The following is a 14,251-nucleotide window of genomic DNA, read 5'->3' as shown; positions in this document are numbered from 1 at the left end:
AAAAAACAGCCTGAATCCCCGGTGTGTGGCCGGGCACGGGGAGAGCCAGCAGGATCAGGGCCCTGAACGGGGTGCTCCCGGCGCTGCCAGACCCCGCGGTCCGGCGTGGGAACCGGCGCCCGGGGGGCTCCCCACGCCAGCCCCCTCCAGACGCTTCACCGGCTCGGTGGCAGACGCATCGTCCGGAAAGCCATCCTCCGGCAAACACCGCCGGAGAACCATCCCCCGGCAGCCGCCTCACTCCCTGTCTGCCGACCGGTTTGTCAAGGCCTCGAGAGCCTCCGCAAACGGGGCTCGGGACAGCAGGCCGTAATGCCGGGAACCCCACTCGTTGATGTGATGCTTGTCCCGATAGACCAGACTACCGCGCCACATCGGCGCCGTGGAGAAAAACGGGCTCTGCCGAAGATCCAGGAAGGCCACGTTCGGATGCCCGTCCACAGTTTTTCGGATTGTCTCGTTGGCCTGGTCCGCCATCGGGTTTCTCTGGGGCTCAACATCCGGGGCCACAAGCCCCAGCCGCTGGAACCGCTCGAAGCGGACGGGGCTTTGCAGAAACTCAGGCACCTGCGAGACCACAAGAACGGTTTTTCCCCGCCGCTCCATCTCTGTGTAAAACTCTTCCAGGTCATCCGAGATCTCGGGGTAATTGAACCAGCGTGCCGCCAGGACAACCGTATCCGCCTCATCGAGATACGGAGCGACGCGGTCCATGCGCTCGGAGCACTTGCTCTGGTAGCTTGCGCGCACATGGCGGACCCCGATCGAGGGGATCATGTGACAGCCGGGGGACGTGGACAGATTGAAAACAAGCCCCTCCGAGCGGCCGACCTCATCAAGGAAGCCGCACAAGTGCTCTCCGTGACTGTCGCCCAGAACAAGAATGCGGTTTCTGGTGGCCGCCCGATCGCCGGCACGACAGACCGTATCGTCACACTCGATCTCCAGGGGGCTCCAGCCGTCCGCGGAAATGTCCGGAACCGGAGCGGCGAACATGCGGCGGCTCAGATCCTTGGACTCGGAGATAAACAGGCCGAAAACAAGAAGAAAGGGCACAAGGATCAGGAAAAACCGGCGGTTCCCGAGAACACGGCACGGCTCCTCGACAAAACGGTACGACAGCCAGGACAACAGAAGGGTCAGGGCAAGCGCGCACGCCAAAACCGGAAGCGGCAGGGCGTAGTCCATCCGAACGTAGCGGAACACGGACAGAACCGGCCAGTGCCACAGATAAAGCGAATAGGACAGGGCCCCGATCCCGACCATTCCTTTGGCGGACAGGGCGCGGTTCCAGAAGCCGGACGGAGTACACAGAAGAAGGGCCGTCCCGGTGCACGGAAGGAGCGCCGCAACCCCGGGAAACGGATCGTGCTCGCTGAGCCCGAAAAAGCTCACCCCCAAAAGGACAAGCCCCAGTGTCCCGAGCGCCGTGTCCCAGCGGGCCGGCACGCTCCGCCCCCGAAGAAAAACGGGGATCAGAACGCCAATCAGAAACTCGGGCACCCGGGCAAGGAGTGAGAAATACATGCGCTGGGAACCGTCCACATGATCCACCAGCTGAAACGTGGCCCACCCGAAAAGAGCCACAACACACACGGGGACAACAAGTTTGATGGTGCGCGAGGACAGAAGGACCAGAAGAAACGGCAAGGCGAGATAGAACTGCATCTCGATCGCCAGCGTCCAGGTATGCAGGAGCGGAATCTCGTAGGACTCCGGAGCAAAATAATCCCGGAACCCTGCAAAATAGTGCGCACTGTTGAAAACCAGGGCCTGGATCAGAACACGCCGGAAGCCCCTGAAATCGTCAGGTGAGAACAGAAAAAAGACAACGAGGGCAACAACGAAAAGCATCAAAACACAAGCAGGAACGATCCGCTTTATTCTTTTGATGTAAAAGCTCAGAAAGGAAAACGAGCCGGCTTCCCTCTCCTTGAGGATCAGGGAGGCAACAACGAAGCCCGAAATAACGAAAAAAACGTCAACCCCAGCAAAACCACCCGGGAGCCAGCTCTTGTCAACGTGGAACGCAAGAACAGCGAGCACAGCGACAGCCCGCAATCCCTGAATATCCAAACGAAAGCCAGACTTGTTAAGCCCCATAACGCGTTCCCCTCACGGAATACTCCCTGAACCACCCAAGCAGTCTCGTGATGGTCGGAAATAAAAAATGGGGAACTTATCCGCAAGACCCCTCGGGAACAAGCCGAAAAAGGGGGCAAATAACAAGTAATGCGCGTAAAAACAGCGAGAAAACCGGCCCCCGCTGCCTGACCTTACTTAAGACTGATATCAAGGAGTAGGAGAGGCATTTCCCGGACCCTCCCCGGACCATCGCCGGAACTCCGCCCTGCACGACAGGGGCCGCACCGCCGGGGGCGCTGCGGAAGACGGCCGACACGCGGGAGGGAGGGAGGGAGGGAGGGCCGGGGCCCATGGTCCCGGGGGGCGCGGCGCCCGGCGGATCCTCCGGACCCGTGGCCCGGACGAGCAAGGCAAACGCGCGACATGAACGCATGCACGTCCGGACGACCGAAGCAAACGCGCGACATGCACGCATGCACAGCGTCCGGACAGCCGACACGAACCGGCTGCAGGGACGGCGCCCGCAATCAGCGCCCGGGCCCTACACCCGGACACCGGTCCCGAGCGCCCGACACGGAACGGACGCACCCGTGCGCTTACAGTCGGCCCCCACACACCGGATCCGCCCGCCCCTGCACCCCGGCCGCGCCGGACAGGCCCCGGGTCCGTCAGGGGCTCCCGGAGATCAGCGCTCCCTGAGGAACGGGTTACCCAGCCGCTCCCGGCCAAGGGTGGACTCGGGCCCGTGACCGGGCACAAACACCACATCGTCCCCAAGGGGCAGGAGCGTGTCCCGGATCGAGGCGATCAGGGTTCGGAAGTCGCCGCCGGGAAGGTCGGTGCGCCCGATGCTCCCCGCAAACAGCACATCCCCCACAAACGCCACCCTGGAGCTGCTGTGAAAATAGGCCACGTGCCCCGGAGTGTGGCCGGGCACGTACAGAACCGAGAGGGTCTGGGCGCCAAACGTGGTGGTCTCGCCGCCGTCAAACCAGCGGTCCGGGGTAAAGACCTCGCCCTCGTCCAGCCCAAGACGGGCCTTCTGCTCGGGAAAGAGGCTCAGCAGCGCGGCGTCGCCGCGGTTCGGCCCTTCAACCGGAACCTGGTACAGATCCCGAAGGACGCTCACGGCGCCGATATGGTCCGCGTGGGCGTGGGTGACCAGGATCTTCTCCAGCCGGGCGCCGGTGTCCTCCAGCGCGGCCCGGATCACGTCCGAATCACCGCCGGGGTCCACAAGGGCGGCACGGTTTGTCTCCTGGCACACAAGCAAGGAGCAGTTCTCCTGGAGCGGAGTGACGGGAATGATATGGATGTTCATCGGGGTCGGGGTCGGGGTCATGGACGCGGTCTCTCACAGGAACACGGGCGGATCGGAAGCTGCCCCCGGCCAGCGCCCCTCTCTCAGGGCCGCGTGGTTCAGGGCCAGCCACTGGGCGGCAATCAGGGCGGTGGCGTTGCGGGTGGCCCCGGCCAGCGCGGCCCGGACAAACTCGGCCGCATCGACCGCGAAGGCGCGGATGTCCTCGCCCTCCTCGGGAACACCGAACAGGCCGCCCGCGCGGGCGCTGTCCACCCGCCCGAGGAACAGGGACACGGTCTCGGTGGAAAAGCCCGGAGACGGGAGATAGCACGCAAGACGCACCAGGTCACGGGCCTCAAGCCCGCATTCCTCGCGGCACTCCCGCAGGACCGTGACCTCCGGGGTGTCACTCCCGTCCACGATCCCCGCCACAATCTCGATATCCCAGGCCGGCAGCCCCGCATCCCACAGGCCCGGGCGGAACTGCTGCAAAAGCACAACCCGGTCACGCTCCGGATCATAGGGCAGCAAGGCGGCCGCATGCCCCCGGTGGACAATCTCGCGGCGGATCTCGGGCCCCGTGTCGCCGTCAAACCGCTCCACCCGCAGGCGCAGCGCATCGACCTGGAGATACCGGTTGCTCAGGGACGTGCGGTCCAGAAGCTCCACCCCCGTGGGAACGGGCGCGGTGCCAAAGGGCGCGGGCGTGTCCGATGCGGGCACGGATGCACCCTGCGGGGAGGCGCTGCCAGGGGCCCGGGCGCCGGCGCTCCCCCCGCAGGCGCAGGATGTGGTGTCAGGCCCGGGACGCGGGGCGGTCCCGCCGGACGTTTCGGGACACGGGCGTGGAGGGGTCGTGATGGCTGGACACTCCGAAGAAGGCGCCCCGCCGGACCCTGTGCCGGTTGAAAGCCCGGCGGCGCGGGTCGCCGGAGGCGGGCATCGGGGTCGTTGCATGTGCGGGACGCCCAGGGTACAACGGCACACTCATAAAATCCATCCTGTAACCGGAGTGCTCAATGGCCTCTTATCAGTACATCTATGTCATGAAAGACCTCGCCAAGGTCTATCCCGGCGGTCGCGAGATCCTCAAGGGCCTGACCCTTGCGTTTTTGCCCGGCGCCAAAATCGGCGTTCTGGGTCCGAACGGCGCGGGAAAATCCACGGTGCTGCGCATCATGGCCGGCCTGGACAAGGAGTTCGGCGGCGAGGCCTGGTCGGCCGAGGGCGCCCGGGTGGGCTACCTGGCCCAGGAGCCGGACCTGGACCCGGCCAAGGACGTGATGGGCAACATCCTGGACGGCGTGGGCGAGGTCAAGGAGTGGCTGGAGAAGTTCGAGGCCGTCTCGGCCAGGTTTGCCGAGGTCACCGATGACGACGAGATGAACGCCCTGATCGCCGAACAGGCGGAGCTCCAGGAGAAGATCGACCATGCGGACGGCTGGGATCTCCAGCGCCAGGTCGAGATCGCCATGGACGCCCTGCGCTGCCCGCCGGGCGACGCGGACGTGACCAAGCTCTCGGGTGGCGAGCGCCGCCGGGTGGCCCTGTGCCGCCTTCTGCTCTCGAAGCCCGACCTGCTGCTGCTTGACGAGCCCACCAACCACCTGGACGCGGAATCCGTCCTGTGGCTGGAGCGCTTCCTGCACGAGTACCCGGGTACCGTCGTGGCCGTCACCCACGACCGCTACTTCCTGGACAACGTGGCGGGCTGGATCCTCGAGATCGACCGCGGACGCGGCATCCCCTACGAGGGCAACTACTCCACCTACCTGGAAAACAAGCAAAAGCGCCTCGAGCAGGAGTCCCGCGAGGACACCGCCCGCCAGAAGGTCATCGAGCGCGAGCTGGAGTGGATCCGGCAGTCGCCCAAGGCCCGCCAGGCCAAGTCCAAGGCCCGTATCACGGCCTACGAGAACCTGGTGGCGGACGCCGGGCGCGAGCAGGTCTCCCACGCCCAGATCGTCATCCCCGTGGCCGAGCGCCTGGGCAACGTGGTGATCGAGGCCGACGGGCTGACCAAGGGCTTCGGCGAGCGTCTCCTGATCGACGACCTGACCTTCCGCCTGCCTCCGGGCGGCATCGTGGGCGTGATCGGCGCGAACGGCGCGGGCAAGACCACCTTGTTCCGCATGATCACCGGCTCCGAAACCCCGGACAAGGGCACCATCCGCATCGGCGAGACCGTCCGTCTGGGCTACGTGGACCAGAGCCGCGACGCCCTCGACGGCAACAAGACGGTCTGGCAGGAAATCTCCGACGGCCAGGACGAGCTGGACCTGGGCAAGCGCCGCATCCCGTCGCGGGCCTATGTGGGCCAGTTCAACTTCAAGGGCGCCGACCAGCAGAAGAAGGTCGGCCAGCTCTCGGGCGGTGAGCGCAACCGCGTCCACCTCGCCAAGATGCTGAAGTCCGGAGCCAACGTGCTCCTGCTTGACGAGCCCACCAACGACCTGGACGTGGAAACCCTGCGCGCCCTGGAAGAGGCTCTGCTCGAGTTCGCCGGCTGCGCCGTGGTCATCTCCCACGACCGCTGGTTCCTGGACCGCATCGCCACCCACATCCTGGCCTTCGAGGGGGACTCCCACGTCGAATGGTTCGAGGGGAACTTCCAGGCCTACGAGGAGGACAAGAAGCGCCGCCTCGGAGCCGACGCCGACCAGCCCCACCGGCTTCGCTACAAGCCGCTGGTGCGCCAGTAGGACACCGGCCCGCCCCGGAGCCGCAAACCGGTTTCCGGGGCAGGCAGCCCCCACGCCTTTCACGCGCGGTCCGGGCCCGGTCCGGACACGCTGCCGTAATGGGGAGGCGTTAAGGGCCGCCGGACGCGCCGCCTGCGGCCTCTTGCGCCGGCACGCACCGTCCACCGTGCGACTGCACGCACCTTACACCGTGCGACTGCACGCACCTTACACCGTGCGACTGCACGCACCTTACACCGTGCGACTGCACGCGGCCCGGTTTCACGCACGGTCCTGCGGGCCACCCGGCCGGGAGCCCTGCGGGTTCGCCCCGCCCCGCCGGATGGCGCACCGCTTCCGGTGCCCTGCCGGATGCTGCCCGGCTCCCCGCGTGCCGCCCGTGCCCCGCTTCCGGTGCCGCCTCCACAGGCCCGCACCATCCGGCCCTGCCGCCCCGTTTCTGTTGCCCGCCCTGTTGCCCGTCTGTGTTGCCCGTCTCTATGACCCTGTTTCTGTTTCCCCGCTCCCTGCCCGGCCCTGCCGTCCCCGGAGCGTAACCGCCCCTTCCTGCCCTCCCTGATCCGGACACCCGCCGATGACCCCCGCTGCGATCCTGATCCTGGCACTGGCCCTGGCCATGGACGCCTTTGCCGTCGCCCTTGTCACCGGCCTGCGCATGCGCTGCAACGCGGCCCAGACCCTGCGCATGGCGCTGGCCTTCGGCGGCTTCCAGGCCCTGATGCCCCTTGCAGGCTGGTTTCTGGGCCTGACGGTCCGCAGCCACATCGAGGCCTTCGACCACTGGATTGCCTTCGGACTTCTGGGCTTCGTGGGCTTCCGGATGCTCAAGGAGGCCTGGGAGGGCCACCCGCCTGAGGACTGCTCGGACCCCACCCGGGGCATGACCCTGCTGATGCTGGCCATAGCCACAAGCCTTGACGCCCTGGCCGTGGGCGGCTCCCTCTCGCTGCTGAATATCGATATTCTGACGCCTGCCCTGGTGATTGGCGCGGTCTGCTTCGCCATGACCGCCATCGGGCTGCACCTGGGCCGCCTGGTGGTCCGGGCCAGCACGCGGCTGGACCGGTGGGCCAACGCGCTCGGCGGCCTGGTGCTGATCGGGATCGGTGTGCGCATCCTGTTCGAGCACGGGGTTTTCGACACCATCATCTGAGCGGGCGTCTTCGACACCATCGTCGACCGGTGGTCCTCAACACCACCATCCGGGCGCCCGCCTGCCCCGGCAGCGGTCCCGTCTGGCCGGCCCGTCCGCCGGGCAGTGCGCCCCACCGCCCCTGAACGCCGCGCCTCCAACCTTCCCGCGAGAATCCACACCCGAAGCGAGCCGAGTCGACCTGTTTGCGCGGGGCGCGACGCCTGCGACTCCACCGCGCCCCCGGACACACCACGGACCGCCCCCGCCCCGCCGCCGCAGGACTCCGGGAAATTACACGAAAATGACGTCAAAATGAACTCGGGGGACGGATCGACCTTTACTTACACCCATGTGTTGTTAAACTTGAACATATGTCGTTATACGAATGGGGCAGATCTCCCAAAAAATAGCGCACCGGAGCCATCCCGGGCTCCCTGCGGGGCTTTGGGCAAGACAAACGAGGACATCATGACTGCACAAGTGAAAACTGGCGCCATGCGCGCCATGGTGCTGGGGGCCGCAGCTTTCCTTGCGTCGGCTGTGGTCGCGCCGCCTCCTGTGGCCGCCGCCCCGGCAAATGATGGCATCACCGACATGCACTTCAAGCTGGGGACCATCAGCCAGCCCCAGAAAACCCCCTCGGGACAGTGGGTTCCCGCAACCGGCGGATCCTTCGAGGCCTACTACTACACCGGAAGCAAGGGCGGCGGTGGTGGTGGCCACGGAAAAGGCCCGGGATATGGGGGCGGAAACGGTGCCGGCAACGGAAAGGGCAACGCGTACGGTGGCGGAAAAGGCGGCGGTAACGGGAACGGTCCCGGATTCGGTGGCGGCAACGGTGCCGGCAACGGAAACGGAAACGGGAACGGCCACGGACAAGGTGGTGGTGGCAAAGGAAAGATGAACGTGTTCGCCGAAGGCTCTGCCAGCGGCGCTCTCGGCGTGACCACAGTCCCCACCATGAGAGACTCGATGAAGGGCGACCGGTCCCCGAGAGCCTTCACCAACACCTACGACTTCTCGCTGCACAAGGACTCGTCCCTGAACCTCGCCCTGAACCTGACGGGCAAGGATGGCACACAGACATCGTTTGCCGGAGAGTCCCTGACCGTCCGGCTGACCGGCAAGAACGGGTTCAGCTTTACCGAAACTTTTGGTGGAGTGAACTGGAGCCACATCTGGGGCAACCTGAAGGCCGGGGACTACACCCTGTCCATCAGCGGGCAATACGGCCTCGACGCAAAGTGTACCCGCGACGGGTTCCTCCAGGGATACCAGGGCAGTTTTTCGGTCGGCGATGCAACGCCGGGTGACGTGCCCCTGCCGGGTGCACTGATCCTTCTGGGTTCGGCTCTCGCTGGAGCCGGTGCCTGGGGCCGCCGCAAAAAGGCGCGCACGACGAACGCCTGACAAGAAACGGGGCGGAACAGGGCCCGACCGCAGAACCGGGAGCCCGGCACACACGCCGGGCTCCCTTTTTTACGCACCCCGCCGGGGGCGGGTTTTCAAACGACCGGCGCAAGGCACAGGGCACAACCCGGCCACAGACACAGACACACACCCCGCCGCCTGCCGGAATACGCAGGACGACACGTGGTTTGCCCCCCCGGAAAGCGCCGAAAACTGTCCTTTGGCACCGACGCCGGCCCCGCGTGTGCACAGGTCGCCGAACAGCCGGAAGCATCGCCCCCTCATGCATTACAAATCATGCGCCCGGCAAATAGCACTCGTTCCTCGTGTTATTCGTGCTATGATAACTACATGCAACTTGCGGTGATTCATTTTTGCGTAACGGAATCACCCGTATGGCACACAACGAAACCGGAACCCGCGTTCTGCGGAAAAAGAGTAAATACAGGAGGGAATCATGCTCTCGCGGTCTGAAAGAGTGTTTACCGGCTGGCCACTGATGATGGGCATGGCCGTTCTTCTCGTCTCGGTCCTGTTCTCGCCGCTCACGGCAAACGCGGCTGTCAGGGACATGCACTTTGATCTCGGCACCATCAGCAAGGAAGGAACCGGGGGACACTGGAAGCCCTCTGCCGGGGGAAAGTTCACCGCAACCTATACCAGCGCGACCATTGTGGGGACCGGGCCCGTCGCTGCCTTCGGAACAGCGCGAGGGGAAAAGGGCTATTCTGAAGTGAAAGCCAGCCTGGGAGGGGTCTCCTTTCACAAACCCTCGAAGTCCTTCACCAACACCTATGCCTTCTCCCTTCACAAGGACTCGTCCCTGAACCTGGACCTGGCCGTCGGGAAGTACGCGGTGGAAACCAACCATCTGGGCGCGGCCACGGCCTTCGTGAACAACAGCCTTACCGTGACCCTCACAGGGAAAAACGGCTTCACGGAGAGCCTGACCGTGACAGGGGGGAAGTGGTCCAATCTCTGGGGCAAGCTGAAGGCAGGGGACTATGTCCTGAGCATCAGCGGCGAGTACGGCTTTGAAAAAGCCAAAGTGCTTGGCGCGTTCCACCAGGGCTACGCCGGATCCTTCCAGGTCGGCGATGTGCAGCCGGGAGACGTTCCCCTTCCGGGCGCCCTGGTCCTGCTGGGCACGGCCCTTGCCGGAGCCGGTGTGTGGGGCCGGCGCAAAAAAGCACAGGACAAGGCTGTCTGACATCTGTGCCACAACCCTTACCCGTTAGGGCCCGGAAACTCTCCGGGCCTTTTTCTTTGCCCTTGAAAGGGGTTCAAACCTTCCGATAGAGTCGGCCCGCACACAGCCGGGATCGGCCCCCATGCCGCCCCGGTGCGCTGTATCGGACGCCCCACGCAAGCGCCGGCTTCCCCCCTCCCCCCGCGAGACCGCGCCTTTCCTCCTCCACGCCGGGCTCCGCGGCCCCTGCAGCCCCGGTCCCGACCGGGCTCACCCCTGCCAGCCCGACCCGACTCACGGTCGGCGGCCCCATCCGGAGATCGGGCATGGATCACCTTACCCCCGTCATGGTCGCCGTCACCCGCCTGTGCCACGATCTGGCCGGCCCCCTGGGAGCACTGGAATCCGGCACCAGCCTGCTGGAGGAGGACTGCGCTGACGGCCAGCCCCTCGACCCGGAGATTTGCGCCCTTCTGAAGGACTCCGCCACGTCCGGAGCCCTGCGCCTGCGCCTGGTCCGCTTCACCCTGGGCCTGTCCGGCAGTGGATCCTCCGCAAGCGGCACCCCGGCGGCGCTTCTGGGCGCGTGCCTGTCTCCGGCCCACAGGGCGCTGGTCTGGTCGGGCGCGGACGTTCAGGACAGGGATGCAACGGATATCCGGCTTCTGACCCTGGCCGTACTGGGCTGTGCCGATCTCTGGCCGTCGGCGCCGGCGTTCCGCCTCTGCCGCCCTGCGCCGGACCGGTTCGAGATCGCCCCCGACCGCTCCGGCGCCTGCGGTCCGTTCCGGGGCGAGCTCCGGGAGCGGCTGGACCGGCCACCCGAAACCGCCAACGTGTTCCTGTGGTTCGCCGCCGGGCTTGCCCGGGAGCGCTCTGTCACACTGCAGTGGCCCGAAGACGGCTCCGCCCCCCTGCGGCTGACCTTTCCCGGAACCGGCCCCGGTCGCTGACCCCTCTGCCGGTTGCAGACCCACCCCCGTCCCGGCTCCGCAGACGCCCGCTTTGGGGCCCCGAAACCGGCCCCCGCCCCCTCCGGCAGGGCTCCCAAAAGTTCAGCCCGGCGCGTAAATAACGCTCTGGTAATGCGTTTTCCCAAGATCGCTCTTTATAAAGTCCATAAAAAAGGGTAAAACGGGAGGCAGACCCCACAAGGGGACAGTACTTTTTTTGCGCCTTCTGGTGGTCCCGGAAACATGTCATGCGGCCAGCCTGCTCCGTGCGAAAGCGTAAGGCGGATCGTCCGGTTCCTGCCATCAGGGGCCGGCGTGTCGCTGGAGGTTATTGATGGACGACCTGCTGAACGAGTTTCTCACAGAAACGGCTGAGAATCTGGCCACTCTCGACGTCGATCTTGTCAACCTCGAGCGCAGTCCCAACGACCGGGATATCCTGTCCAACATTTTCCGCCTGGTCCACACGATCAAGGGCACCTGCGGCTTTCTGGGTCTGCCCCGGCTGGAGGCCCTGGCCCACTCGGGCGAGAACGTGCTGGGCAAATTCCGGGACGGCGAGCTGGAAGTGACGCCGGACGCGGTCACGGCCATTTTGCACATGATCGACCGCATCCGGGAGATCCTCGCCCACATCGAGGAAACCGAATCGGAGCCCGAGGGCACGGACCAGGACCTCAAGGACATCCTCAACGCGTTTGCCAGCGGACTGTCCCCCGGTGTGGCGCCCGGAGCCCCTGCCAGTCCGGCCGCGCCCCCTCCGGTCGCATCCACCCCGCCTGCCGCCTCCACCACACCGGCGGCCGCGCCTCCTGTGTTCTCCCCGGCACCGGCCGGGCTGGATCTGGAGCCGGAGCCGGAACACGACACCGCGCCCGACGGCCCCGTCGAGGCGGACGGGGGTTTCCCCGTTGCCGCCGAGTTGCTGGCCGAGGTCGAGATGGCCACGGCCGCGGGCGTCCGGGCGGCAACGGCCGAGGAAATCGCCGCGGAGCTTGCCCTGGAACGGGCCCGCGAACAGGCCCGGGACGAGGCCGCGAGCGCACAGGCCGCCGCTGAAGCCGCAGCCCTGGCCGCCGCCGAGGCAGAGGCCGCAGCCGCCGCCTTTGCCGCAGCGGCAGCCACCCCGCCGCCGTCCGCACCCGCCGCGCCCCCGGCAGGAGACACGCCGCATGCCGCCCCGGCGGAAGCCACCGGTGACCGCAAGGGGCTGCCTGCCCGCACGGACAAGACCGTCGCCCCCGCCGGCGAGGGCAAGGAAACCTCCGTCGCGGCCCAGTCCATCCGTGTCAGCGTTGATCTCCTCGAGAACCTGATGACCCTGGTCTCCGAGTTGGTCCTGACCCGCAACCAGCTTCTCCAGATGGTGCGCGGTGCCGATGACTCGGTCTTCTACGGCCCGCTCCAGCGCCTGTCCCACATCACCACCGACATCCAGGAAGGGGTGATGAAGACGCGCATGCAGCCCATTGGAAATGCCTGGGCCAAGCTGCCGCGCATTGTTCGCGACCTGGCCATCGAGACGGGCAAGAAAATCGACCTTCAGATGTACGGCGCCGACACCGAACTGGACCGCCAGGTGCTGGAGCTGATCAAGGACCCCCTGACCCACATGGTGCGCAACTCCGCCGACCATGGGCTGGAGGAGCCGGAGAGCCGCATTGCCGCCGGCAAGCCCGAGGTGGGCGTGGTCAAGCTGAACGCCTATCACGAGGGCGGCCACATTATCATCGAGATCAGTGACGACGGCCGCGGCCTGAACCTGGCCCGCATCAAGGACAAGGCCTTCCAGAACGGCATTGCCTCGGAAGCCGAGCTGGACGCCATGTCGGACCAGCAGGCGGCCCAGCTGATTTTCCGCGCCGGCCTGTCCACGGCGGAGAAGGTGACCTCGGTCTCGGGGCGCGGCGTGGGCATGGACGTGGTGCGCACGAATATCGAGAAGATCGGCGGCACCATCGAGCTCAAGACCTTTGAGGGCCGCGGCTCGACCTTCACCATCAAGATCCCGCTGACGCTGGCCATTGTCTCGGCCCTGATCGTGGCGGCAGGCGGCGAGCGGTTCGCCATCCCCCAGATCTCGGTGGTGGAGCTTGTGCGCGTCACCCCGGACTCGTCGAACACGATCGAGCGCATCAACAACGCCCCGGTGCTGCGCCTGCGCGACCGCCTGATGCCGCTGGTCTCCCTGTCCACCCTCCTGAACCTCGACGCCCCCGGGCGGAACAGGCCCCCGGCTCCGGCCCCGTCCGGCACCCCGGGAAGCGAGGGCGCCCGCGCCGACGCCCCGGCGCCCGCCTTCGGAACGGGGGCCGACCCCATGACCGAGGAAACCTATATCGTCGTGTCCCAGGTGGGCACCTACAGCTTCGGCATTATCGTGGACCGGGTCTTTGACACGGAAGAGATCGTGGTCAAGCCGGTGGCCTCGCTGCTGCGCAACATCACCATGTTCTCGGGGAACACGATCCTGGGGGACGGCTCGGTCATCATGATCCTGGACCCCAACGGCATCGCCAACGCCATCGGGGAAACGTCCATGGGCGGAGCCTCCACAGCGGCCGACGCCCACGCGGCGCTGGGCAGCTCCTCCGAGGACAAGACCTCGCTTCTGGTGTTCCGGGCCGGCTCGCGGGAACTCAAGGCGGTTCCCCTTGCCCTCATCGCCCGGCTCGAGGAAATCGAGCTCTCCCAGATCGAGTACTCCGGCGCCCGCCCCCTGGTGCAGTACCGGGGCCAGCTGATGCCCCTGGTCGCCATCTCGGAGGCCACCGCCATCCGCAGCGAGGGGCGCCAGCCGGTTCTTGTGTTCAACGACCGGGACCGGGTCATGGGGCTCCTGGTGGACGAGATCGTCGATATCGTCGAGGACCGCCTGAAGGTCGAGCTGAAGGCCGACATGCGGGGCATCGTCGGCACGGCCGTGGTGAACGACCGGGCCACCGACATCATCGACACGGGCTACTACCTGACCCAGGCCTTCGGCAACTGGTTCGAGGCCTCGGCGGTGGACTCCCTCGGGAACGCCTCGCGCAAGCGCCGGGTTCTGATCCTGGATGACAGCGTGTTTTTCCTCAACGTCATGACCCCCATGCTCTCCGCGGCCGGGTACGAGGTGACCACCACCACGTCCTCGCAAAAGGCGCTCGGCCTGCGGGACAAGGGCGTCATGTTCGATGCGGTCATCAGCGACATCGAGATGCCCGACATGAACGGATTCGAGTTCGCCGAAAACGTCCGCAAGGGCGGCAAATGGGCGGACATCCCCCTGGTCGCCCTGTCCGGGCACGCGACCGAGCACGACCTGGCCCGGGCGCGGGACGCCGGTTTTGACGACTATGTGGCGAAGTTTGACAGGGAAGCCTTGCTCGAAGTCCTGTCTCAACTTATGCTTTGTGAATCCCCGGGAGCACACGAGGGTGAGAGTGCCTGAGCCAGCGGGAACTTGAGAAGTTTTCAGGAGAGAGCGCCGGA

9 protein-coding genes are annotated in these 14,251 nt (G+C 66.1%); 6 read left to right on the top strand and 3 right to left on the bottom strand.

The window, feature by feature from the left end:
* Positions 1-237 precede the first annotated feature (237 nt).
* The 3 genes from IHV25_RS03655 to IHV25_RS03645 all read right to left on the bottom strand — a co-directional run bounded on the left by IHV25_RS03655 (position 238) and on the right by IHV25_RS03645 (position 4,111).
* On the bottom strand, positions 238-2,103 hold the full coding sequence (locus tag IHV25_RS03655; RefSeq protein ID WP_242018777.1) for an acyltransferase family protein: 1,866 nt from the start codon (positions 2,101-2,103) through the stop codon (positions 238-240).
* A gap of 667 nt (positions 2,104-2,770) precedes the next feature.
* Positions 2,771-3,427: an MBL fold metallo-hydrolase gene (locus IHV25_RS03650; protein WP_274605234.1), complete on the bottom strand. Its 657-nt coding sequence runs from the start codon at positions 3,425-3,427 to the stop codon at positions 2,771-2,773.
* A gap of 12 nt (positions 3,428-3,439) precedes the next feature.
* Positions 3,440-4,111: an NUDIX domain-containing protein gene (locus IHV25_RS03645; protein ID WP_338048581.1), complete on the bottom strand. Its 672-nt coding sequence runs from the start codon at positions 4,109-4,111 to the stop codon at positions 3,440-3,442.
* A 296-nt stretch (positions 4,112-4,407) separates the two neighbouring features.
* Here IHV25_RS03645 and ettA point away from each other — a divergent pair, with 296 nt between their 5' ends.
* From ettA to IHV25_RS03615, 6 genes are all read left to right on the top strand, one after another.
* Positions 4,408-6,090, top strand: a complete 1,683-nt coding sequence (gene ettA, locus IHV25_RS03640) for an energy-dependent translational throttle protein EttA (protein WP_192533753.1) — start codon at positions 4,408-4,410, stop codon at positions 6,088-6,090.
* Positions 6,091-6,664: 574 nt separating this feature from the next.
* Positions 6,665-7,243 (top strand): manganese efflux pump MntP, encoded by a 579-nt coding sequence (locus tag IHV25_RS03635; protein ID WP_192533752.1) that lies wholly within the window; start codon positions 6,665-6,667, stop codon positions 7,241-7,243.
* A gap of 450 nt (positions 7,244-7,693) precedes the next feature.
* On the top strand, positions 7,694-8,635 hold the full coding sequence (locus IHV25_RS03630; RefSeq protein WP_192533751.1) for a VPLPA-CTERM sorting domain-containing protein: 942 nt from the start codon (positions 7,694-7,696) through the stop codon (positions 8,633-8,635).
* A 457-nt stretch (positions 8,636-9,092) separates the two neighbouring features.
* Positions 9,093-9,845: a VPLPA-CTERM sorting domain-containing protein gene (locus IHV25_RS03625; RefSeq protein ID WP_192533750.1), complete on the top strand. Its 753-nt coding sequence runs from the start codon at positions 9,093-9,095 to the stop codon at positions 9,843-9,845.
* 305 nt (positions 9,846-10,150) lie between these two features.
* Positions 10,151-10,777 carry a hypothetical protein gene (locus IHV25_RS03620; protein WP_192533749.1) on the top strand — a complete coding sequence of 209 codons (627 nt, stop codon included), beginning with the start codon at positions 10,151-10,153 and terminating at the stop codon, positions 10,775-10,777.
* A gap of 334 nt (positions 10,778-11,111) precedes the next feature.
* Entirely contained in the window at positions 11,112-14,210 is a 3,099-nt protein-coding gene (locus tag IHV25_RS03615; protein ID WP_192533748.1) for a hybrid sensor histidine kinase/response regulator, read from the top strand.
* Positions 14,211-14,251: the final 41 nt, after the last annotated feature.

The sequence above is a fragment of the Phaeovibrio sulfidiphilus genome, assembly GCF_014861485.1.
GTDB lineage: Bacteria > Pseudomonadota > Alphaproteobacteria > Rhodospirillales > Rhodospirillaceae > Phaeovibrio > Phaeovibrio sulfidiphilus.
Note: the sequence above shows the minus strand (reverse complement) of the source record. Positions and strands in the feature narration are given on the sequence as shown.